Origin of the sequence: Pseudoxanthomonas sp. z9 (assembly GCF_006542425.1) — a bacterium.
Classification (GTDB): Bacteria; Pseudomonadota; Gammaproteobacteria; order Xanthomonadales; family Xanthomonadaceae; genus Pseudoxanthomonas_A.
On the sequence record NZ_VFID01000014.1, the window covers coordinates 229,050 to 250,324 of the forward strand.

The 21,275-nt window shown below is 67.3% G+C and carries 19 protein-coding genes; 14 read left to right on the forward strand and 5 right to left on the reverse strand.

Annotation, left to right across the window (positions count from 1 at the left end):
* The first annotated feature begins 4 nt into the window (after nt 1-4).
* From cysT to FG323_RS17210, 4 genes are all read left to right on the forward strand, one after another.
* Nucleotides 5-865: a sulfate ABC transporter permease subunit CysT gene (cysT, locus tag FG323_RS17195; RefSeq protein ID WP_141455933.1), complete on the forward strand. Its 861-nt coding sequence runs from the start codon at nt 5-7 to the stop codon at nt 863-865.
* Complete coding sequence (gene cysW, locus FG323_RS17200; protein ID WP_141455934.1) at nt 862-1,824, forward strand: sulfate ABC transporter permease subunit CysW; 963 nt, start codon at nt 862-864, stop codon at nt 1,822-1,824. The genes cysT and cysW overlap by 4 nt, the downstream gene beginning before the upstream one ends.
* A gap of 9 nt (nt 1,825-1,833) precedes the next feature.
* The gene (locus FG323_RS17205; RefSeq protein ID WP_141455935.1) at nt 1,834-2,904 is read left to right on the forward strand and encodes a sulfate/molybdate ABC transporter ATP-binding protein; all 1,071 of its coding nucleotides are present in this window, start codon (nt 1,834-1,836) and stop codon (nt 2,902-2,904) included.
* Nucleotides 2,905-3,040: 136 nt separating this feature from the next.
* Nucleotides 3,041-3,850, forward strand: a complete 810-nt coding sequence (locus FG323_RS17210) for a TorF family putative porin (protein WP_141455936.1) — start codon at nt 3,041-3,043, stop codon at nt 3,848-3,850.
* Between the two features lie 129 nt (nt 3,851-3,979).
* Here FG323_RS17210 and tdh read toward each other — a convergent pair whose 3' ends face one another.
* Nucleotides 3,980-5,014 carry an L-threonine 3-dehydrogenase gene (gene tdh, locus FG323_RS17215; protein WP_181444275.1) on the reverse strand — a complete coding sequence of 345 codons (1,035 nt, stop codon included), beginning with the start codon at nt 5,012-5,014 and terminating at the stop codon, nt 3,980-3,982.
* A gap of 206 nt (nt 5,015-5,220) precedes the next feature.
* On the opposite strand from tdh, the gene FG323_RS17220 reads away from it, so the two are divergent.
* The 8 genes from FG323_RS17220 to FG323_RS17255 all read left to right on the forward strand — a co-directional run bounded on the left by FG323_RS17220 (nt 5,221) and on the right by FG323_RS17255 (nt 14,096).
* Complete coding sequence (locus tag FG323_RS17220; RefSeq protein ID WP_141455937.1) at nt 5,221-7,392, forward strand: S46 family peptidase; 2,172 nt, start codon at nt 5,221-5,223, stop codon at nt 7,390-7,392.
* Nucleotides 7,393-7,516: 124 nt separating this feature from the next.
* Nucleotides 7,517-8,161 carry a histidine phosphatase family protein gene (locus FG323_RS17225; protein WP_141455938.1) on the forward strand — a complete coding sequence of 215 codons (645 nt, stop codon included), beginning with the start codon at nt 7,517-7,519 and terminating at the stop codon, nt 8,159-8,161.
* A 21-nt stretch (nt 8,162-8,182) separates the two neighbouring features.
* Nucleotides 8,183-8,761, forward strand: coding sequence for a hypothetical protein (locus FG323_RS17230; protein ID WP_141455939.1), 579 nt, complete (start codon nt 8,183-8,185; stop codon nt 8,759-8,761).
* A 2-nt stretch (nt 8,762-8,763) separates the two neighbouring features.
* Nucleotides 8,764-10,041 carry a bifunctional tetrahydrofolate synthase/dihydrofolate synthase gene (folC, locus tag FG323_RS17235; RefSeq protein WP_141455940.1) on the forward strand — a complete coding sequence of 426 codons (1,278 nt, stop codon included), beginning with the start codon at nt 8,764-8,766 and terminating at the stop codon, nt 10,039-10,041.
* A gap of 67 nt (nt 10,042-10,108) precedes the next feature.
* Nucleotides 10,109-11,107, forward strand: coding sequence for an SPOR domain-containing protein (locus FG323_RS17240; protein ID WP_141455941.1), 999 nt, complete (start codon nt 10,109-10,111; stop codon nt 11,105-11,107).
* A gap of 16 nt (nt 11,108-11,123) precedes the next feature.
* Nucleotides 11,124-11,711 carry a CvpA family protein gene (locus FG323_RS17245; RefSeq protein ID WP_255470221.1) on the forward strand — a complete coding sequence of 196 codons (588 nt, stop codon included), beginning with the start codon at nt 11,124-11,126 and terminating at the stop codon, nt 11,709-11,711.
* A 21-nt stretch (nt 11,712-11,732) separates the two neighbouring features.
* The gene (gene purF, locus FG323_RS17250; protein ID WP_141455943.1) at nt 11,733-13,202 is read left to right on the forward strand and encodes an amidophosphoribosyltransferase; all 1,470 of its coding nucleotides are present in this window, start codon (nt 11,733-11,735) and stop codon (nt 13,200-13,202) included.
* 75 nt (nt 13,203-13,277) lie between these two features.
* Nucleotides 13,278-14,096 carry a ferritin-like domain-containing protein gene (locus FG323_RS17255; protein ID WP_141455944.1) on the forward strand — a complete coding sequence of 273 codons (819 nt, stop codon included), beginning with the start codon at nt 13,278-13,280 and terminating at the stop codon, nt 14,094-14,096.
* Nucleotides 14,097-14,112: 16 nt separating this feature from the next.
* Here FG323_RS17255 and lpxH read toward each other — a convergent pair whose 3' ends face one another.
* A complete protein-coding gene (gene lpxH, locus FG323_RS17260; protein WP_141455945.1) occupies nt 14,113-14,862 on the reverse strand; it encodes a UDP-2,3-diacylglucosamine diphosphatase in 750 nt (249 codons plus the stop codon).
* 170 nt (nt 14,863-15,032) lie between these two features.
* Here lpxH and gltX point away from each other — a divergent pair, with 170 nt between their 5' ends.
* Both gltX and FG323_RS17270 read left to right on the forward strand, forming a co-directional pair.
* Nucleotides 15,033-16,439, forward strand: coding sequence for a glutamate--tRNA ligase (gene gltX / locus FG323_RS17265; protein WP_141455946.1), 1,407 nt, complete (start codon nt 15,033-15,035; stop codon nt 16,437-16,439).
* Nucleotides 16,440-16,452: 13 nt separating this feature from the next.
* A complete protein-coding gene (locus tag FG323_RS17270) occupies nt 16,453-16,953 on the forward strand; it encodes a transcriptional repressor (RefSeq protein WP_141455947.1) in 501 nt (166 codons plus the stop codon).
* Nucleotides 16,954-17,098: 145 nt separating this feature from the next.
* Here the strand turns inward: FG323_RS17270 and FG323_RS17275 are convergent, their stop codons facing one another.
* The 3 genes from FG323_RS17275 to FG323_RS17285 all read right to left on the reverse strand — a co-directional run bounded on the left by FG323_RS17275 (nt 17,099) and on the right by FG323_RS17285 (nt 21,179).
* Nucleotides 17,099-18,325, reverse strand: a complete 1,227-nt coding sequence (locus tag FG323_RS17275; protein ID WP_141455948.1) for an MFS transporter — start codon at nt 18,323-18,325, stop codon at nt 17,099-17,101.
* Entirely contained in the window at nt 18,322-18,759 is a 438-nt protein-coding gene (locus FG323_RS17280) for a MarR family winged helix-turn-helix transcriptional regulator (RefSeq protein WP_141455949.1), read from the reverse strand. The genes FG323_RS17275 and FG323_RS17280 overlap by 4 nt, the downstream gene beginning before the upstream one ends.
* Before the next feature lie 236 nt (nt 18,760-18,995).
* Nucleotides 18,996-21,179, reverse strand: a complete 2,184-nt coding sequence (locus tag FG323_RS17285; RefSeq protein ID WP_141455950.1) for a TonB-dependent receptor — start codon at nt 21,177-21,179, stop codon at nt 18,996-18,998.
* Nucleotides 21,180-21,275: the final 96 nt, after the last annotated feature.

Genomic DNA, 21,275 nt, shown 5'->3' on the forward strand with positions numbered 1-21,275 from the left:
ATGAATGGCCGCGGTGATCGACGCGCGGACGAGGCCGGTGCGCCGTCGCCGGATCATCCCCGGCTTCGGCCTCAGTCTCGGCTACACGCTGGCCTGGCTGGGCCTGATCGTGCTGATTCCGCTGGTGGGCGTGTTCGTCAAGGCGAGCGGCCTGGGCCTGGATGGCCTGTGGCGGATCTGGACCGAGCCACGCGTGCTGTCGGCGCTGTGGGTGAGCTTTGGCACCGCGCTGGCGGCGGCGGCGTTCAACGCGGTGATGGGGACGTGGGTGGCATGGGTATTCGTGCGCTACCGGTTCCCCGGCAAGCGCCTGTTCGACGCGATGATCGATCTGCCGTTCGCGCTGCCGACCGCGGTGGCCGGCATCGCGCTCACCGCGCTGTACGGACCCACCGGTTGGCTGGGCCGCTGGCTGGAAGTGGCGGGAGTGAAAGTGGCCTATACCCCGCTGGGCATCACCGTGGCGTTGGTGTTCATCGGCCTGCCGTTCGTGGTGCGGGTGGTGCAGCCGGTGCTGGCCGAAACCGAGCGCGAACTGGAGGAGGCCGCCGCGACCCTGGGCGCCAATCGCTGGCAGACCATCCGCCGCGTCGTGTTGCCGGGCCTGTGGCCGGCGGTACTGGCCGGATTCGCGCTGGCGTTCGCGCGCGGGGTCGGCGAGTACGGTTCGGTGATCTTCATCGCCGGCAACCTGCCTGGCGTATCCGAGATCGCGCCGTTGCTGATCACCATCAAGCTGGAGGAATTCGACTACGCCGGCGCGACCGCGATCGCCGCGGCGATGCTGCTGCTGTCGTTCGTCCTGCTGCTGGCGATCAACAGCCTGCAATCGCGGCTGGCGCGCACCGCGCGGAGCCAGGGATGAGCGAGGCCATATCCGCCGTGATCCCGCTGCCGCATGATTCCCTTGCCGAGGTTTCGTCCGAAGCCAGGGCGCACCGCAGGCGATCGGCAACCACCGAACCGCGCTGGGCGCTGCTGCTGCTGATCGCCGGCGCGCTGGGTTTCCTGCTGGCGTTCCTGCTGCTGCCGCTGCTGCTGGTGTTCGTGGAAGCGCTGCGCGGCGGATGGACAGCGTTCCTCACCGCGATCCGCGAGCCCGATGCGCTGGCGGCGATCCGGTTGACCCTGCTGGTCACCGCCATCGTGGTACCGCTGAACCTGGTGTTCGGCGTCGCTGCGGCTTGGGCGGTCAGCAAGCACGAGTTTCCCGGCAAGCGCTGGCTGGTGACATTGATCGATCTGCCGTTCGCGGTCTCGCCGGTGGTGGCAGGCCTGATCTTCGTGCTGATCTTCGGTGCGCAGGGCTGGGCCTGGCCGCTGATCGACGAGGGCTGGCGTTTCTCGCTGCCGCTGGTGGGCGAGGTGACGCTGCAGTTGCCGAAGATCATCTTCGCCCTGCCGGGCATCGTGCTGGCGACGATCTTCGTGACCTTTCCCTTCATCGCGCGCGAACTTATGCCGTTGATGGAGCAACAGGGCACCGACGAGGAGCTGGCCGCGCTCAGCCTTGGCGCCAGCGGCTGGCAGGCATTCTGGCGGGTGACCCTGCCCAACATCCGTTGGGCGTTGCTGTATGGCGTGCTGCTGTGCAGTGCGCGCGCGATGGGTGAGTTCGGCGCGGTGTCGGTGGTGTCCGGGCATATCCGCGGGCGCACCAACACGCTGCCGCTGCACGTGGAAATCCTCTACAACGAATACGCCTACAGCGCCGCGTTCGCCGCCGCGTCACTGCTGGCGCTGTCCGCGCTGGTGACGCTGGCGCTGAAGTCGTACCTGGAATGGCGCCACGGCGAGGCGCTGGCCGCCAATCATCGGCACTGAGGCAGAAGCATGGGCATCACCATCGAACACGTGGGCAAGCAATTCGGCGATTACGCGGCGCTGCAGGACATCCGGCTGGAGGTGCGGCAGGGCGAACTGCTGGCGCTGCTGGGCCCCTCCGGATCCGGAAAAACCACGCTGCTGCGGATCATCGCCGGACTGGAACATGCCGATCGCGGACGCGTGCTGCTGGACGGCGAAGATGCGGCTGGTTTGAGCGTGCAGGCGCGGCGTGCCGGTTTCGTGTTCCAGCACTATGCGCTGTTCCGCCACCTCGACGTGGCCGACAACATCGCCTTCGGCCTGCGGGTCCGGCGTGGGGCGCAGCGCTGGCCGGAAGCGCGCATCCGGGCGCGCGTCGAGGAATTGCTGGCGCTGGTGCAACTGGAAGGACTGGCCGGGCGCTATCCCGCGCAGTTGTCCGGCGGCCAGCGGCAGCGGGTGGCGCTGGCGCGCGCGCTGGCGATCGAACCGCGCGTGCTGCTGCTGGACGAACCGTTTGGCGCGCTTGACGCGCAGGTCCGTCGGGATCTGCGCCGCTGGCTGCGCGAACTGCACGATCGCACCGGCCTGACCACGCTGTTCGTGACCCACGATCAGGAGGAGGCGCTGGAACTGGCGGACCGGGTGGCGATCCTCAACGGCGGCAAGCTGGAGCAGGTGGGTACGCCAGCAGAGGTCTACGACGCGCCGGCATCGCCCTTCATCTATTCCTTCGTCGGTGCGGTGAACCGGTTGCCGGCGCGCTGGCAGGGCGGAGAACTGCACGCGGAAGGCGTCCCCTTGCCGGTAGCCGGGCACGCACGCGGAGAAGGCCCGGCGGAAGTGTTCGTGCGTCCGGAGGATCTGCGCATCGATGCAGCCGGCCGTGGCTGGCCGGCCACGGTGGTGTCGGGCCAGCGCAACGGACCGCGCCTGCGCCTGCGGGCGCAATTGACGGCTTCCCGCCAGGAAGTCGAGGTGGAACTGCCGGCCCACGAGCAGGCACGTGCGGTCGGTGAGCACCTGCACCTGGTGCCGGCGCGATTCGGCTGGTTTCCGACGCCGGCGGGCTGGGAGGAGGGCGCTTCGGGCACTTGACGGCGACGATTGTTGCATCGCAATATCCGGCTGACGGTTAAAAAACCGTAAACACGTGCTGCATGCACGTGTCCAAGGTCGGAGTGGGACCGGCCTGCGCGATCAACACGCCGATACCAACCTGGAGAGAGCCCGGATGAAGCCAGTCAAATTGTGCACCGCCCTTGCCGTCGCCCTGCTGGCGGCGGTTCCGTTTGTTTCGTTTGCGCAGGAGGCCGCGGCGGAAGTCGAGGCCGAGCCCGAGTCCCCTGTCACCTGGTCGGTCGCCGTCACCACCGACTACGTGTTCCGTGGCGTGTCCCAGACCGATGAAGGCCCGGCATTCCAGCCCGGCCTGACCTACACCGCGCCGTTCGGCCTGTACGTGGGCGTGTGGGGTTCCAACGTCGACTTCGGCGATCCTGACCCGGAAGCCGGCCTGCGTGGCCCGAACTTCGAACTCGACGCTTTCGTCGGCTACAGCTACGACTTCAACGACAGCTGGAACCTCGACGTCAGCGCGGTCCGCTACACGTACCACGGCGCCAGCTCCGGCGTGCCGAGCGGCGACTACAACGAGTACATCGCCAAGCTCACCTGGGCCGGCCCGGTGGAAATCTCCGGCATGCTCGCCTACGCGCCGGACTACGGTGATCTGACCCCGAAGGCCAAGGAAAGCTACGCCAACTTGGCCGCCGCCTACGACATTGGCGAGAGCGGCTTCTCGGTGGGCGCCTCGGTGGGCTACACCTCGATCGACAATGGCGAGGAGTGGATCGATGGCGAGCGTTTCAACTATGGCGTCACCGATTACTTCGATGGCGCGCTGACGCTGAACAAGACCTTCGGTCCGGCGACCGCGACCCTCGGTTACTACACGACCTTCGGTTCCGATGCCGACGTGCTGAAGGCCGATGGCGACATCTACGACAACCGGGTCGCGCTGACCATCAGCATCGGCAACTAAGTTTGTCGCATGCGGGAAAAGAAAAAGGGCGCCGCGAGGCGCCCTTTTTTGCCGTTGGTTGTTGCGAAGCACCTTCGGTGCTTGCCCCCATCCGCCTTCGGCACCTTCCCCCGCTCGCGGGGGAAGGAATCAGGTCCAGCTCAGTACGACCTTGCCGGCCTTGCCGGCTTCCATCAGGTTGAAACCCTTCTGGAACTCGTCGATCGGCAACTGATGGGTCAACACCTTGCCCAGCGGGAAGCCGGACAGCACCAGTTGGGTCATCTTGTACCAGGTCTCGTACATCTTGCGGCCGTAGATGCCCTGCACGGTCAGGCCCTTGAAGATGATCCGATCCCAGTCCACGCCGGCGCCCTTGGGCAGGATGCCGAGCAGGGCGATCTTGCCGCCGTGGTACATGCAGTCGAGCATGTCGTTGAACGCGCGCGGGTTGCCGCTCATTTCCAGGCCCACGTCGAAACCTTCCATGTGCAGGTCGGCCATCACCTCCTTGAGCGAGGTGTTGGCGACGTTGACCACGCGGGTGGCGCCCATGTCGGCGGCCAGTTTCAGGCGATAGTCGTTGACGTCGGTGACCACCACGTTGCGCGCGCCGATGTGCTTGCAGATGCCCGCGGCAATGATGCCGATCGGACCGGCGCCGGTGATCAGCACGTCCTCGCCGATGACGTCGAACTCCAGCGCGCAGTGCGCGGCGTTGCCGTAGGGATCGAAGAACGCGGCCAGCTCGCTGGGGATCTGGTCCGGAATCGGCCACAGGTTGCTGGCCGGCATCACCATGTACTCGGCGAATGCGCCGTCGCGGTTGACGCCGATGCCGACGGTGTTCGGGCACAGGTGCGGGCGCCCGCCGCGGCAGTTGCGGCAGTGCCCGCAGACGATGTGACCTTCGGCCGAGACGCGCTGGCCAACCGTGTAGCCGGTGACGCCGGGACCGATCTGGGCGATGCGGCCGACGAACTCGTGCCCGATCACCAGGCCCGGACGGATGGTGCGCTGGCTCCATTCGTCCCACAGGTAGATGTGCAGGTCGGTGCCGCAGATGGCGGTCTTCTCGAGCTTGATCAGCACTTCGTTCGGGCCGGGCTGCGGCACCGGCACCTCTTCCAGCCAGATGCCCTTGGCCGCTTCGCGCTTGACCAGCGCCTTCATCATTTGCGTCATGGAATGTGTTCCGGACCGGGACGGTGAGGGCGCGGATTATACGCGGGCGGCCGGAACCGTATGGTAAGGCGCCGCCCGTGCGGGCTTTCGTTCCGTCGGGTGCCGGCGCGCGCGCGGGCGCCCACGGACCTAGGCCGAAAGTCATGGTCGGCCCGGCGGCCCCGACCGTTACAATCTAACGCTCATTTTTCCGAGGGGATGTACCCATGCGCCTTAACCTGCTTGCTGCCTCACTCGCCGTGGCCTGCCTCGCGCCGGCCGGCCTCGCCCATGCCGGAGAGGGCATGTGGGTGCCGCAGCAACTGCCGGAGATTGCCGGCCCGCTGAAGAAGGCCGGCCTGAAACTGTCGCCGGAGCAGTTGTCCAACCTGACCGGCGACCCGATGGGCGCCGTCGTCGCGCTGGGCGGCTGCACCGCCAGCTTCGTCTCCCCGCAGGGGCTGGTGGTGACCAACCACCATTGCGCGTACGGCGCCATCCAGCTCAATTCCACCGCCGAGAAGAACCTGATCAAGGACGGCTTCAACGCCCCGACCCTGGCCGACGAGGTCAGTGCCGGTCCGAACGCGCGCGTCTACGTGCTGGACGACATCAAGGACGTGACCGCCGAGGCCAAGGCCGCGATCGCCGCCGCCGGCAACGATCCGCTGGCGCGTACCCGGGCGCTGGAAGCGTTCGACAAGAAGCTGGTCGCCGACTGCGAGGCCGAAGGCGGTTTCCGCTGCCGCCTGTACAGCTTCTCCGGTGGCAACACCTACCGGCTGTTCAAGAACCTGGAAATCAAGGACGTGCGCCTGGCGTACGCGCCTCCGGGCAGCGTCGGCAAGTTCGGCGGCGACATCGACAACTGGATGTGGCCGCGCCACACCGGCGACTTCTCGTTCTACCGCGCCTATGTCGGCAAGGACGGCAAGCCGGCCGCGTTTTCCAAGGACAACGTGCCGTACCAGCCCAAGCATTGGCTGAAGTTCGCCGACCAGCCGCTGGGCGCCGGTGACTTCGTGATGGTGGCCGGCTATCCGGGGTCCACCAACCGCTATGCGCTGGCCACCGAATTCGACAGCACCGCCAGTTGGACCTATCCGACCGTCGCGCGCCACTACAAGGCGCTGATCGAGATGGTGAAGGCGGCCGGCAAGACCAACCCGGACATCGCGGTGAAGTACGCCAGCAGCATGGCCGGCTGGAACAACACCAGCAAGAATTTCGAGGGACAACTGGAAGGCTTCAAGCGCATCGACGCCGCCGGCCAGAAGCATGCCGAGGAAACCGCGGTGCTGAACTGGCTCAAGGGCCAGGGCGGGCAGGGCAAGGCGGCGCTGGACGCCCACGCCAAACTGGTGGCGCTGGCCGAGCAGGCCAAGAGCACCCGTGATCGCGATCTGGTGGTCGGCCAGTTCGGCAACAGCGGCGTGATCGGCGTGGCGACAACGCTGTACCGGCTGGCGATCGAAAACGAAAAGCCCAACGGCGAGCGCGAATCCGGTTACCAGGAACGCGATTTGCCGGGCATCGAAGGCGCGATGAAGCAGATGGAGCGTCGTTACGTGCCGGCGATGGATCGCCAGATCCAGCAGTACTGGCTCAACGAGTACGTCAAGCTTCCGGCCGCCCAGCACGTGGCCGCGGTCGACGCCTGGCTGGGCGGCAACGACGCGGCGGCGGTCAATCGCGCGCTCGACAAACTGGCCGGCACGCAGTTGGGCAACACCGAGGAACGCCTGAAGTGGCTGAAGGCCGATCGCAAGGCGTTCGAGGCCAGCAACGATCCGGCCATCCAGTACGCCGTGGCGGTGATGCCGACCCTGCTCAAGCTCGAGCAGGAGCGCAAGACCCGCATGGGCGAGGCGCTGGTCGCGCGTCCGGTGTTCCTGCAGGCGCTGGCCGATTACAAGAAGAGCCAGGGCGAGTTCGTCTATCCGGATGCCAACCTGTCGCTGCGCATCACCTTCGGCAACGTGATGGGCTACGAGCCCAAGGACGGCGTGGCCTACACGCCGTTCACCACCCTGGAAGGCGTGGTCGCCAAGGAAACCGGGCAGGATCCGTTCGACTCGCCGAAGGCGCTGCTGGACGCGGTCAAGGCCAAGCGCTACGGAGGCCTGGAAGACAAGCGCATCGGCTCGGTGCCGGTGAACTACCTGTCGGATCTGGACATCACCGGCGGCAACTCCGGCTCGCCGGTACTGGACGCCAACGGCAAGCTGGTCGGCCTGGCCTTCGACGGCAACTGGGAATCGGTCAGCTCCAACTGGGTGTTCGATCCCAAGATGACCCGCATGATCGCGGTGGACGGCCGTTACCTGCGCTGGATCATGCAGGAGGTCTATCCGGCGCCGCAGCTGCTGAAGGAAATGAACGTTCCTGCGGCGAAGTAAGCGGTCACCAAATGGTCTGACCTTCGAAAAAAGGGCGGAACCGGGCGACGGGAGCGGTATGATCCGCTCCCGTCGCCGTTTCCGGGGTTGGAAATGGCGCTCCCCCAGCCGGAATCCCCCACGCATGCGCATCCTGCTTGCCCGCCACGGCGAAACGCCGTGGAACGCCGAAGGCCGCTACCAGGGCCAGATCGACATTCCCCTTTCACCCATCGGTGAATCGCAGGCGCAGGCGCTGGGCCAACGGCTGCAGGATCTTCCGATCACCCGCGCGGTGGCTTCGCCGCTGACCCGCGCCGCCACCACGGCCCGCTACGCACTGGGTGCGACGCGTGCCGATATGCTGACCACCGACGAGGATCTGCAGGAAATCGCCCACGGCGAGTGGGAGGGCCTGCTGGCCAGCGAAATCCACGAGAAGGATCCGGCGCGCCTGCGGGCGTGGCGCGAGGAACCGGACACCGTGCTGATGCCGGGCGGCGAATCGTTGCGGCAGGTGCTGGACCGCTCCTGGCGCGGGCTGGCGCGCGCGGCCGAAGGCCTGGGCGATGGCGACACCCTGCTGGTGGTCGCGCACGATGCGGTGAACCGGGTCATCCTGTGCCGCGTGCTCGGCCTGCCGATCGCCAAGCTGTGGACCTTCCGCCAGGCGCCGACCACCCTGAACCTGCTGGAAGGCCCGGACGTGGAGCGGCTGGAAGTGGTGCGCCTGAACGATTGCGCCCACCACACGCCGTTCTTCGGCGAAGCCAAGCACCGCGCGCTGTAACCCGCTCGCAGGGCGTCCGGCATGGGCTGGAAGCAGGCCGCGTTCGGCACCGGACAGCCGACCCGCGAGCAGTGGATCGGCACGTCGGCGGCGGTGGCGGTGCTGATCCTCGTGTTCGCCGGCATATTCGTCGACTTCGCGCCGGCCCCGGTATTGCGGGGTATCCACATGGCGGTGATCTTCCTGATCGTCGGCGTGATCGAGACCGCGCTGCTGTTCGCCCATGCCAGCCGCAAGGGACGCATGGGCCAATTCGTGGATCGGGGCCTGCTCCGGTTCCTGTTCCTGCTGCTGGCCATCCCGTTGATGCTGGGCTTTGTTTCCTGGCTCATCGCGATCAAGACATTGCCGTGGACGTACACCCGCGTGTTCGGCAGGGAAGTCAGCGAAATCCACATGATGGAAACCCGTTACAGCCGCAGCCGCCGTTCCTGCGATCACCGGCTGTACGGTGGCCCGATGGAAGGCGCGTTCCCCGCCTACCTGTGCGTCCGCGAAGCGTTTTACGATCGCCACCCGAATCAGCAGGTCGAAGTGGTATTGGCCGGCCGCCGCTCCGCGCTGGGTTTCAGCATCCAGCACGTCTACTCCCAGGACTGAACATGGTTTCCTCTCTTCCGCAGACCCTCGATGACTGGCTCGCCTACATCGAGCGCCAGCATCCGAAATCCATCGAGATGGGCCTGGAGCGCGTGCGTGCGGTGGCTGACAGGCTGGATCTGGCCCGGCCGGCCGCGCAGGTGATCACGGTGGGCGGGACCAACGGCAAGGGCTCGACGGTCGCTTTCATCGAATCCATCGCCCGCGCCGCCGGCTGGCGGGTGGGCGCGTACACCTCACCACATTTGTTGCGCTACAACGAGCGCGTGCGCATCGATGGCGACGAGGCCGGCGACGCGCAACTGGTCGCCGCGTTCGCCGCGGTGGAGGTCGCGCGTGGCCAGGTGCCGCTGACCTATTTCGAATTCGGCACGCTGGCAGCGTTGTGGCTGTTCCAGCAGGCGCCACTGGATCTGGCGGTGCTGGAAGTGGGCCTGGGCGGACGCCTGGACGCAGTGAACCTGATCGATGCCGACGTCGCGGTGATCACCACGGTGGACATCGATCATGTCGACTGGCTGGGACCGGATCGCGAGAGCATCGGCCAGGAGAAGGCCGGCATCGCACGGGCATGGAAACCGCTGGTGCTGGGCGAAATCGATTCGCCGTCCAGCGTGCTGCGGCATGCCTACGCGATTGGCGCCAACGCGTTGCGGCTGGGCAGCGATTTCTTCCAGGAGCCGATCGACGGGCAGCGCTGGCGCTGGCGCGAGGTCGGTGCGGAACTGGAACTGCCGAATCCCTCCCTGGCCGCTCCGATCCAGCGCAACAACGCCGCTGCGGCGATCGCGGCGCTGCGCGCGCTCGGCACTCCGCCGCCGGAAGCCGCGTTCGCCGAAGGCATCGCCGCGGCGCGTCTTCCGGGCCGTTTGCAGTCCTTCGTACGCGACGGCGTCGACATCGTCGTCGACGTCGGCCACAACCCGCAGGCCGCGCGCGAACTGGCCGCATGGCTGCGCGCGCAGCCGCCCGTGGCGACGCAGTTGGTCTATGCCGCGCTGGCCGACAAGGACGCGGTGGGCGTGGTGACCGCGTTCGACGGACTCGATGTTCGCTGGCACCTGGCGGGACTGGAGCCCGGAACCGCGCGCGGCCAGGATGTGGACGCGCTTGCCGCGCGGCTGGGAGACACCGCCGCCGCGAAGGGAAGCCGTCACGCGACCGTCGCCGACGCGCTGGCCTCGGCGCGGGACGCGGCGGTCGACGGCTCGCGCGTCCTGGTGTTCGGTTCCTTCCACACCGCCGCCGAGGCGGTGCTCGCCCTGCGTTCATCCGAATGACGGGAAGCCCGGGATCGGCACCGTATAATCCCTGCGGCATTTTAGCCGCGGCGAAGCGTGGGTTCTGATGGATACTGCTCTGAAACAGCGTCTGATCGGCGCGATTGTCCTGGTCGCGCTGGCGGTCATCTTCCTGCCGATGCTGGTCAAGGGACCGGCTCCCGACAGCGGCGTTTCGGATGTGCCGCTGAAGGTGCCCGATGCACCCGAAGGGCAGTATGAAACCCGCGAATTGCCGCTGGTCACGCCCGACGGCGCGCCTGCCAACGGCGCGGTCGGCCTGCCTGCCGCGACTCCGGCGGCCTCGCCCGACGCCGCCGCCCCGGCTGATCGCGGGTTGATGCCGGCAACGACCGCCGGTGGCAACTACGCGGTCAGTTTCGGCGCTTACGCAACCGCCGCCGATGCCGACGCGGTCATCGCCCGGCTCAAGCAGGGCGGCCTACCCGGGTACCGCGAGGCCGCCACCATCAATGGCCGCAGCGCCTACCGGGTCCGTATCGGACCCTATCCGGATCGCGCCATCGCCGAATCCCAGCGGCTGGAAGCGGTGAAGATCCGCAGCGACGTGAAGGCCCAGGTGGTGGTGCTCGATGCCGGCACCGGCACCGCCGCGGCTCCGGCCACCGCGACGACCACGCCTTCGGTGGCCCAGGCCGCCGCCCCGGCGCCGGCGGTGACCACCCAGGCACTGCCACCGGAACCGGCCAGACCGGCGCCGGCCAAGCCGGCCCCGGCCACGACGGCCGCCACCGCCCCGGCCAAGCCCGCGACCACGCCGGCCGAGAAGCCGGCGGCCAAGCCCGAGCCACCCAAACCGGCCGCCGGCAACGTTGGCTTCGCCGTGCAGCTGGGGGCGTTCTCCAAGGCCGAGGAAGCCACCGCGCTGCGCGACAAGGTGCGCGCCGGCGGCTTCAGCGCCTTCGTCGAACAGGTCCGCACCGACAAGGGCACCCTCAGCCGCGTGCGGGTGGGACCGGTGGCCAGCCGCGCCGACGCCGATCAGCTGAAGGCGCAGGTGGCGGCCAAATTCGGCATCAGCGGCATGGTCCGTCCGCATCCCTGATGCCTGACGGATGCCGATGATCGACCTCGTGCTGGCCGCCGTCATCGGCGCGTCGGCCCTGTTCGGCCTGCTGCGCGGCTTCATCGGCGCACTGGCGTCGCTGCTCGCCTGGCTGCTGGCCGGCTGGGTGGCATTCCACTACGGCGCACGGGTCGCCGGCATCCTCGCCGAGGGCGGTACGCCGGGCGCGACCGAACTGTTCGGTGGCTACGCGCTCAGCTTCATCGTGGTGATGATCGTGGTCGGCCTGGTCGGCTGGCTGGTCCGGCTGCTGGTGAAGGCGATTGGCCTGTCGGCGCTGGATCGCATGCTCGGGCTGGCGCTGGGCCTGGCGCGCGGCGCGCTGGTGGCCTGCATCCTGATCCTGCTGGCCGGTTTCACCGACCTGCCGCGCGAGCCGTCCTGGGCGCAGTCGCGGCTGGTACCCATGCTGCTGCCGGGCGCGCAATGGCTGAGCCGCTGGCTGCCGGAATGGACCGTATCGGAACTGGATTTTGGCTTCGGCGCCCCGGCAGGCGATAATGGCGTCCTTCCCGCCTTGCCCCCGCCGCTGGACGAAACCGGCGCGCAGCAAGCTCCAGATTCCCCGCCAGCTTCGAACTGATCGAACCGGAGAGCGTCATCCATGTGCGGTATCGTCGGCATCGTCGGCAACCAGAATGTTGCCGGCCAGCTCTATGACGGGCTGACCGTCCTTCAACACCGAGGGCAGGACGCCGCCGGCATCGCCACCGCCGACGGCACCCGCCTGCGGGTGCACAAGGACAATGGCCTGGTCCGCGACGTGTTCAACGCCAAGGCCATGAGCGTGCTGGAAGGCCGCGTGGGCATCGCCCATTGCCGCTATCCGACCGCCGGTTCCGAGGGCATGGACGAGGCGCAGCCGTTCTACGTCAATTCGCCCTACGGCATCGCCCTGGCGCACAACGGCAACCTGATCAACACCGAGGCGCTGCGCCAGGAAGTGTTCGCCCAGGATCGCCGCAACATCAACACCGAATCCGACAGCGAAGTGCTGCTGAACGTGTTCGCCCACGAACTGGACCTGCAGCGCACGCTGTCGCCGGAAACGGCGATCCGCGCGGTCGCCGGCGTGCATCGCCGCGTGCGCGGCGGCTACGCCGTGGTCAGCGTGGTGCTGGGCCTGGGCCTGGTGGCGTTCCGTGATCCCAACGGCATCCGTCCGCTGGTGCTGGGCAAGCGCGAGCACAACGAGGGCTTCGAGTACATCGTCGCCTCCGAGTCGGCGGCGCTGGACATCCTGGGCTTCCAGCGGGTGCGCGACGTGCTCCCGGGCGAGGCGCTGGTGATCACCGCGCGCGGCGAGCTGTTCTCCGAGATCTGCGCGGACGCCAAGCAGCACGCGCCGTGCATCTTCGAATACGTCTACTTCGCCCGCCCGGACTCGATGATCGACAACGTGTCGGTGCACAAGGCGCGTATGCGCATGGGCGTGAAGCTGGGCGAGAAGATCCTGCGCCTGCGCCCGGATCACGACATCGACACCATCATCCCGATCCCGGACACCTCGCGCGACGCCGCGCTGGAGATTTCCAACGTGCTGGGCGTGAAGTACCGCGAGGGCTTCATCAAGAACCGCTACGTGGGCCGCACCTTCATCATGCCGGGCCAGAGCGAGCGGGTGAAATCGGTGCGCCGCAAGCTCAATCCGATCCATCTGGAGTTCCGCAACCGGGTGGTGCTGCTGGTCGACGACTCGATCGTGCGCGGCACCACCTCGCAGCAGATCGTGCAGATGGCCCGCGACGCGGGCGCGCGCAAGGTCTACCTGGCCTCGGCGGCGCCACCGGTGCGCCATCCCAACATCTACGGCATCGACATGCCGGCGGTGGACGAACTGGTCGCGCATGATCGCAGCGTCGAGGAAATCGAGAAGCTGCTTGGTTGTGACTGGTTGGTCTACCAGGATCTGGAAGACCTGGAAGCGGCGGTGCGCGAAGGCAATCCGCAGCTGACCCGGTTCGATTCGTCCTGCTTCGATGGCGAGTACGTCACCGGCATCGAGTCCGGCTACTTCGAGCGCATCCAGCAGGCGCGTTCGGACGAGGCCAAGCGCAAGCGCCGGGTGTCTTGAGGGCGGGGATTGGGGATTGGAGATTCGGGATTGGCAAAAGCCGGGGCCGAATTACCTGAAGCATCCAGACTTGTCATGAGTGCTTTGCCGGGCAATCTGTTTGACGCCGCGCGCATCTGCCTGGATGCGGCGGACGTCGATGACAAGGTGGCGTTGACCCAGCGGTTCGGCGAGGCTTTCCAGAGAGGTGAACTGGCGGTTCCGGCGGAAGCGCCGGCACCGGAACCGATCCGCATGCCGGGACGGCCGCCGCGGCCGACGCTGGTGCATCCGCGCGATCTGCCGCGCCGTGGCCTGGGCAATCCGCAGGGCAGGGCGGCGTTCATCCATGCCATCGCGCATATCGAGCTCAACGCCATCGATCTGGCCTGGGATGCGGTGTATCGGTTCCGTGGCCTGCCAGCGGACTTTTACGTCGATTGGGTGAGGGTGGCGAGCGACGAGTCGCGGCACTTCGTGTTGCTGCGCGATCGCCTGCGCGAGTATGGCCACGAGTATGGCCACTTCGACGCCCACAATGGCCTGTGGGAAATGACCGAGAAGACCGCGCACGACGGTCTGGCCCGGATGGCGCTGGTGCCGCGCGTGCTGGAGGCGCGCGGGCTCGATGTCACCCCGGGGATGATTCTCAAGCTGCGTGAACTGGGCGACGACGCCACCGCCGACATCCTGGACATCATCCTGCGCGAGGAAATCGCGCACGTCGCCGCCGGATCGCGCTGGTACCGCTGGTACTGCGAGCGCGCCGGCATCGAACCGCGCCAACGCTTCCGTGAACTGCTGAAGGAGTACGCCGGCGGCTACCTGCACGGCCCGTTCAATCTGCAGGCGCGGTTGCTGGCGGGTTTCGACGAAGACGAGCTGCTCGCCCTGCAGGCGGAAGCACCGCGCTAGCGGAGCAAGCTCCGCTCTACGGGGTGAAGGGCAGGGATTCGAGAATCCAATCGTTCGCGTCCACCCGCAGCACCGAGCCCTGTTCGTACCAGTCGCCCAGCACGATGCGTCGGCGGGCGTGCCCATCGATATCGAGGTCGTGGAGGGCGGGACGATGGGTATGCCCGTGGATCAGCGTGTCCACGCCGAAACGACGCAGCGTCGCCTCCACCGTGGCCGGGGTCACGTCGGTGACGGTTTCGAACTGCACGCGGTCGGCCTGGATCATGCCCTGCTGGCGCGCCTGGCTGGCGGCGCGGGCCTGCGCCGCAAATGCCAGACGCGCGGCCAACGGCTGGCCGAGGAATTGTTGTTGCCAGGCCGGATCGCGGGTCTGCGCGCGGAACTGCTGGTAGGCGACATCGTCGGAGCACAGCAAATCGCCGTGCATCAGCAGGGTCGGACGGCCGTACAAGGTCACCACCGCAGGATCCGGCAGGATGCGCATGCCAGCACGGCGGGCGAAGGCGTCGCCGACGAGGAAATCCCGGTTGCCACGGATGAAGAACACCGGTACGCCCAGATCGACGACTTCGCGGATGCGGTCGGCCACGTAGGCGCCGGTTTCGGACGGATCGTCGTCGCCGACCCAGGCTTCGAACAGATCGCCCAGGATGTACACCGCCTCGGCCTGGCGCCCTTCGCGATGCATGAAGGCGCCGAACAGTTCGGTGATGGCCGGGCGTTCGGCGTCCAGGTGCAGGTCGGAGATGAAGAGCGTGGTCATGGGGGGATGATAAGGCAGCGGGGGGTGGGGATTCGGGATTGGAGGGATAGCCACTCGCGGAGGGAAACCGAAGTTTTCATGCGGTCGAGCTTTTTCCGAATCCCCAATCCCGAATCCCCAATCCCCGCCTTCAAGGTAAAATCGCCCCATTCAGTTTTCCGAGTCCGTCCATGAGCTGCCGTACCCGTTTCGCTCCCAGTCCCACCGGTTATCTGCATATCGGTGGTGCGCGCACCGCGCTGTATTGCTGGCTGGAGGCGCGGCACCGTGGCGGCGACTTCATCCTGCGTATCGAGGACACCGACCGCGAGCGCAGCACCCAGGCCGCCATCGATGCGATCCTGGAAGCGATGGACTGGCTGGGACTGGACTACGACGAAGGCCCGATCTACCAGACCCAGCGCATCGAACGGTACCGCCAGGTCGCCGAGCAGCTCGTCGCCGATGGCAAGGCGTACTACGCCTATGAGAGCAAGGAAGAACTCGACGCGATGCGCGAGGCGGCCATGGCCGCCCAGCAGAAGCCGCGCTACGACGGCCGCGCCCGCGATCTGAACCTGCCGTACCGCGAGGATCCCAACCGGGTGATCCGGTTCAAGAATCCCACCGAAGGCAGCGTGGTGTTCGACGATCGCATCAAGGGCCGCATCGAGATCAGCAACAGCGAGCTTGATGACATGGTGATCTTCCGACCGGATGGTTTCCCCACCTACAACTTCGCGGTCGTGGTCGATGACTGGGACATGCGCATCACCGACGTGATCCGCGGCGACGACCACATCAACAACACCCCGCGCCAGATCAACATCTATGAAGCGCTGGGCGTGCCGGTGCCGAAGTTCGCGCACATGCCGATGATCCTGGACGAGCAGGGCGCCAAGCTGTCCAAGCGTACCGGCGCGGCCGACGTGATGCAGTACAAGGACGCGGGTTACCTGCCGCACGCGCTGATCAACTATCTGGCGCGGCTGGGCTGGTCGCACGGCGACCAGGAGATCTTCAGCCGGCAGGAACTGATCGACCTGTTCTCCGTGGAGGATGTCAATTCCAAGGCCGCGCGCCTGGACATGGCCAAGCTGGGCTGGGTCAACCAGCACTATCTGAAGTCGGACGAGCCGGAGGCCATCGCGCCGCACCTGGAATACCAACTGCGCAAGCTGGGCCTGGATGTCGGGCAGGGTCCGCGTCCGGCCGAGGTGGTGGTGGCGATGCGCGATCGCGTGCAGACGCTGAAGGAAATGGCCGAGCGCGCCGCCGTCTGGTACCTGCCGCTGGAGAGCTACGACGAGGCCGCGGTGGCCAAGCACCTCACCGCCGCCGCGCATGCGCCGTTGGCCAAGGCGCGGGAACTGCTGGCCGCTGCGGCGGAATGGAGCGTGGAGTCGGTGTCCGCCGCCCTGCACGACACCGCCGCCGCGCTGGAAACCGGCATGGGCAAGGTTGCCCAGCCGATGCGGGTGGCGATCACCGGTACCCAGGTCAGCCCGGACATTTCCCAGACGGTCTACCTGGCCGGCCGCGAGCAGGCCTTGAAACGCATCGATGCAGCGCTTATCAAGACAGGCGGAGCGGCCTGAAACGAGGGACCCCATGCCCAAGACGCATAGTTGTACGGATCCGAAGCACCATGTCAGCGACGCGCGCGGTTTCGTGCGCGCGGTCGAACACGCGTGCCAGGAGCGCGGCCTGCGGCTGACCCCGATCCGGGCGCGCGTGCTGGAACTGATCGCCGACGCCGGCAAGCCGGTGAAGGCCTACGAACTGCTGGACTGGGTGCGCGCCACCAAGGGCGTGGGCGCGGACGCCCCGCCGACCGTGTACCGCGCGTTGGATTTCCTGATGGCCAATGGTTTCGTGCACAAGCTGGAATCGGTCAACGCCTTCGTCGCCTGCCACCATCCCAACAGCGCCCAGCATTCGGTGCCGTTCCTGATCTGCGATCGCTGCCACAGCGCGGTCGAGCTGGAGGATCGTGAGGTGGTGGGTCAACTGGAGCAACGCGCCAAGGCGCTGGGCTTCCAGCCCCAGGCGCAGACCCTGGAAGTGCACGGCCTGTGCGCCCGCTGCGCGGAAGCCGCCAGCGCGGATTGATGCCGGATACTCTTGTAGGAGCGACGTAAGTCGCGACCGAAAATTGCGGCGACCGGGAACCTTGATGGTCGCGATGCCGAATCAACGCGATCTTTGGCCATGGCGGTCGCGGCTTACGCCGCTCCTACAGGAGCGTTGAACATGATCAGGCCGTCGCCAGCTTGAGCCTCGGCGCGTTCTCCCGGATCGGCAGGTTGGCCGCGGCGGCCAGCAGGGCCAGCGCCATGTCGCCGTACCACATCAGCGAATAGTCGCCGAAGCGCTCCATCACCACGCCGCCCAGCCAGGCGCCGAAGAACCCGCCCAACTGGTGCGACAGCAGGGTCAGGCCAAACAGCGTGCCCAGGTAGCGCGGGCCGAACAGCTTGCCGACCAGGCCGGCGGTCGGCGGCACGGTCGCCAGCCAGGTGAAGCCCAGCGCGGCGGCGAACACGTAGAAGGTGATCGGCGTGGGCGGCGACAGCAGGTAGAGCGCGATCATCACCGCGCGGCTGGCATACATCACCGCCAGGATCCACTTCATCCGGAAGCGCTGGCCCAGCGCCCCGGCGGCGAGGCTGCCGGCGACGTTGAACAGGCCAATCAGCGCGATCGAAGCGGCGGAAACACTGGCCGGCAAACCGCACAGCGCGATCTCGCCGGGCAGGTGAGTGACCAGGAAGGCGATGTGCACGCCGCAGGTGAAGAAGCCCAGATGCAGCATCCAGTAACTGCGATCACGCAGGGCGATGCCGACCTGTTCGCGCAGGGTGATTTCCGCGGGTGCGGATGCGCCGGCCGCGCCTGCCGCCGGTGCGGGCTCCGCCCGCCGGCGCAGCGGCCAGGCCAGCGGAATCGCCGCCAGCGAGGCCAGCGCCAGGCCGTACATCGCGGTGGCCCAGCCAGCGATGCTGATCATCAACTGCACCAGCGGCGCAAACACGAACTGTCCCATCGAACCGCCGGCATTGATGAAGCCGGCGGCGAAGGAGCGCTGTTCCGGCGCCATTTGCTGGGCGGTGGCGCCGATCAGGATCGAGAAACTGCCTGCGCCGGCACCCGCCGCGGTGAGCAGGCCGAGGGTGAACATCAGGCCCCATTGCGATTTCATCCACGGCGTCATCGCCAGGCCGATCGCCAGCAACACCGCACCGAGGACCAGGACACCGGTCGAGCCGCGCTTGTCGGCGATCGCACCGAATACCGGTTGCACCGCGCCCCAGGTGAACTGGCCGACCGCCATCGCGAAGCTGATCGCGGCGATGCCGACACCGGTGCTCTCGTGGATCGGCGCGACGAACAGGCCGGTGGTCTGGCGCGCGCCCATCGTGATCATGAGCGTCGCTGCGGCAGCGAGCAGCAAGGCCCAGGGCATGCGGGAACTGGTGGTCATTGTGCGGCCTCGTGGGCATGCAGGCGTTCGGTCAGGGTGTCGAGATCGGCATGCAGGCGGGCGACCGCATCGGCGCTGAACGCCTCCTCGATGACTCCCTGCGCGCGCTGCCAGTGCGGACGTGCCGACGCCAGTCGCCGGCGGCCCGCATCGCTCAATTGCAGCAGGCGCTGGCGCGCATCCTCGCCACGTGTCTCGGCCAGCAGGCCGGCGACCAGCAGCGGCTTGAGGTTGCGGGTGAGGGTGGTGCGGTCCATGCCCAGCTCATCGGCCAGACTGCCGAGCGTGCGCGGTGATTCACCGGCGCGGCGCAGGATGCTGTACTGGTTGAGGCTCAGCTCGACCGCCGCCAGTTCGCGGTCGTAGATCTGGGTGACCCGGCGGGTCGCCCGGCGCAGGTGGAAACAAGTGCAGGGGCTGCGGAAAGAGGACATGGACGCGGGCCCGGGACGGGAGCTGGATTATATGTGCATATGCACGTAAATCAACAGCCCACGCACCTATGGAGCCGAACTGGCCCCGCTGTTCCGATCCGCTCGCGGGGGAAGCCAGCGAGCAAGGGAGTCGCCAAGCAAGCTCGGCGCTACATGAGTGCCCGATGCCGCCATGCCCCAAGCAAAACGGCCACCCTTGCGGGTGGCCGTGCTTCGCACAGGCGGAGAGAGGCCCGTCAGAAGTAGGCGCGGATGCCGAATGCCACGCCACGCCCCGGCAGCGGCGAGAAATCGCGCAGCAGCGAGGTATGCGGGCGGGCTTCCTTGTCGGTCAGGTTGCTTCCGTCCAGGAACAGTTCCCAGCTCGTTTCCGGCCGGTCCCAGCGATACGCCAGGTGCGCGTCGACCAGGGTGTAGCCTGGGCTGGGCTCCTCGTTCTGCGCGACGTCGTCCTGCTTGGCGTAGCGAACCGCACCCACCGACGCGCGCCAGCCACCCAGCGACCAGTTCAGGTCGGCGCCGAGGCGGGCCGGCGCGATGCGGGGGAGATTGCCGCCCTGGGCGAGGTCGATCGTGTAGCGATGGAAGTGATCGTCGTGCGGCACGGCGAGCTGCACGCGGCGCGTGCCGGTGCCGTCCAGTTCCGCGCGCACGCGGTCGCCGAACAGGCGCAGATCCCATGCACCTGCCGTGTCGGAATCGAGCAGCTTGATTCGCGCCTCGGCTTCCAGGCCCTTGAACTTGGCGTCCTGCTGCGTCCACAGGCGCACCGGCAGGCCTTCCTCGACGCCGGTGTCGGCGAGATAGATGAAGTCCTTGAAGTTGGTCTGGTAGACCGCCAGCTTGAAGTCCACGCGATCGGTATGCGCGTGCAGGCCGATTTCCGCGCGGCGGCCGCGTTCCTTGTCCAGGTTGGCGTCGCCGACTTCGATCGACTGGGTGGCGACGTGCGTGCCGCCGGCGAACAGTTCCTCGTTGGTGGGCGCGCGCTCGGAACTGTCCAGGCCGAAGCGCAGATCGAACATCGGGTTGATGCGCCAGATGGCCGCACCCGACAGGCTGGTCACGTTGAAGTCGCGGTCCGCATGGCCTTGCGGATCCAGCTTGACCTGCTCATGACGGCCACCGAGTTCGAGTTTCCAGGGGCCAAAGTCCCTTTCCTGCACCACGAACACGCCGAGGGTATCGGTGAGGGTGTCCGGGACGAACGCTTCCTCGCCGACCGCGCCGAAATCGCTGCGGCCGTACTGCAGCCCAAACGCGCCACGCCAGCCGTGGAACTCCTTCTGCACGGCTTCCAGGCGCAGTTCGCGGCCGCGGTTGGTGAAACGGGTGGCCGGCATGCCGCCTTCCAGTTCGACGTGCTCGTAGTCGTTGTAGGCGCCGCGCAGGTTGATCGCCTGCAGGAAAGAGAACGGATCGTAGACACCGGCCTTCACGTCGATGCGGTTCTGCACCATGTCGATGCGGACCGGGCCTTCTTCCTCGTGAGCTTCCTCTTCCTCGCCTTCGTGCTCGTGGCCATGACCATGGCCGTCGTCATGCACGTGTGCGCCGGCGGGAATGCCGTAATTGTTCCGATAGGTGCTGGCGGCCAGGCCGAAGTACGCCTTTTCGCCCAGCCAGGTCGCGCCGACCGCGCCGGCGCGGGTGCGCACCGAACTGTTCGGCAGCGTGCCCTTGGGCTGATCTTCCTCGTGCGCATGATCCTCTTCGCCCTCGTCATGGTGTTCGAGCACCGCGTAACCGGGGATGTCGTAGTCGTCGGTATTGCGCACCAGTCCGTCCACATGCAGCACCCAGTTGCCGTTGACGCCATCGAGCCGGAACATGCCGCTGCGCTCGTCGTTGACGGTGTTGCCGCGCACTTCCACCCGGCCGCTGAACGGATCTTCCGGCAGGGTGTCGGGCAGGCGGCCGTCGACCACGTTGACCGCGCCGCCGATCGCGCCGCTGCCGAACAGCAGGGTGGCAGGGCCCTTCAGCACTTCGATCTGATCGGCCAGGAACGGCTCGATGCTGACCGCATGGTCGGCGCTGACGGTGGAAGCATCCATCGAGCCGATGCCGCCGGAAAGCACCTGCACGCGTGGGCCTTCCTGGCCGCGAATGATCGGGCGGCCGACGCCGGTGCCGAAGAACGTGGTCTGCACGCCCGGCAGCTTGGCGACGGTGTCGCCCAGGGTGGCGGCCTTGCTGCGGTCCAGTTCCTCGCCGACCAGCACTTCCACCGGCTTGGCCAGCGATTCGGCGCTGCCCTTCAGCGGCGAGGCGGTCACCACCACGGCATCCAGGTCCCGGGGAGTGCGGGACGTGTCGGCGTCGGCGGCGATTGCCGTGGCGCCGGCCGGAACGAGGACGACGACGGCCAGGGCACGGGCGAGCAGATGGCGGCGGGGGAGGGAGCGGAATGGCTTCATGTGGGGAGGCGGTCCGAATGAATGGAGGGGGACTTGACGGATGTTATAATATACCAATACCGAAAAGGTACCCCTCCCGGAAGTCATACTTGCCGC

Excerpts from the sequence above, each read along its gene's own strand:
- cysT (WP_141455933.1), top strand. The coding sequence starts at position 5 with ATGGCCGCGGTGATCGACGCGCGGACGAGGCCGGTGCGCCGTCGCCGG.
- cysW (WP_141455934.1), top strand. The coding sequence starts at position 862 with ATGAGCGAGGCCATATCCGCCGTGATCCCGCTGCCGCATGATTCCCTT.
- FG323_RS17205 (WP_141455935.1), top strand. The coding sequence starts at position 1,834 with ATGGGCATCACCATCGAACACGTGGGCAAGCAATTCGGCGATTACGCG.
- FG323_RS17210 (WP_141455936.1), top strand. The coding sequence starts at position 3,041 with ATGAAGCCAGTCAAATTGTGCACCGCCCTTGCCGTCGCCCTGCTGGCG.
- tdh (WP_181444275.1), bottom strand. The coding sequence starts at position 5,014 with ATGACGCAAATGATGAAGGCGCTGGTCAAGCGCGAAGCGGCCAAGGGC.
- FG323_RS17220 (WP_141455937.1), top strand. The coding sequence starts at position 5,221 with ATGCGCCTTAACCTGCTTGCTGCCTCACTCGCCGTGGCCTGCCTCGCG.
- FG323_RS17225 (WP_141455938.1), top strand. The coding sequence starts at position 7,517 with ATGCGCATCCTGCTTGCCCGCCACGGCGAAACGCCGTGGAACGCCGAA.
- FG323_RS17230 (WP_141455939.1), top strand. The coding sequence starts at position 8,183 with ATGGGCTGGAAGCAGGCCGCGTTCGGCACCGGACAGCCGACCCGCGAG.
- folC (WP_141455940.1), top strand. The coding sequence starts at position 8,764 with ATGGTTTCCTCTCTTCCGCAGACCCTCGATGACTGGCTCGCCTACATC.
- FG323_RS17240 (WP_141455941.1), top strand. The coding sequence starts at position 10,109 with ATGGATACTGCTCTGAAACAGCGTCTGATCGGCGCGATTGTCCTGGTC.
- FG323_RS17245 (WP_255470221.1), top strand. The coding sequence starts at position 11,124 with ATGATCGACCTCGTGCTGGCCGCCGTCATCGGCGCGTCGGCCCTGTTC.
- purF (WP_141455943.1), top strand. The coding sequence starts at position 11,733 with ATGTGCGGTATCGTCGGCATCGTCGGCAACCAGAATGTTGCCGGCCAG.
- FG323_RS17255 (WP_141455944.1), top strand. The coding sequence starts at position 13,278 with ATGAGTGCTTTGCCGGGCAATCTGTTTGACGCCGCGCGCATCTGCCTG.
- lpxH (WP_141455945.1), bottom strand. The coding sequence starts at position 14,862 with ATGACCACGCTCTTCATCTCCGACCTGCACCTGGACGCCGAACGCCCG.
- gltX (WP_141455946.1), top strand. The coding sequence starts at position 15,033 with ATGAGCTGCCGTACCCGTTTCGCTCCCAGTCCCACCGGTTATCTGCAT.
- FG323_RS17270 (WP_141455947.1), top strand. The coding sequence starts at position 16,453 with ATGCCCAAGACGCATAGTTGTACGGATCCGAAGCACCATGTCAGCGAC.
- FG323_RS17275 (WP_141455948.1), bottom strand. The coding sequence starts at position 18,325 with ATGACCACCAGTTCCCGCATGCCCTGGGCCTTGCTGCTCGCTGCCGCA.
- FG323_RS17280 (WP_141455949.1), bottom strand. The coding sequence starts at position 18,759 with ATGTCCTCTTTCCGCAGCCCCTGCACTTGTTTCCACCTGCGCCGGGCG.
- FG323_RS17285 (WP_141455950.1), bottom strand. The coding sequence starts at position 21,179 with ATGAAGCCATTCCGCTCCCTCCCCCGCCGCCATCTGCTCGCCCGTGCC.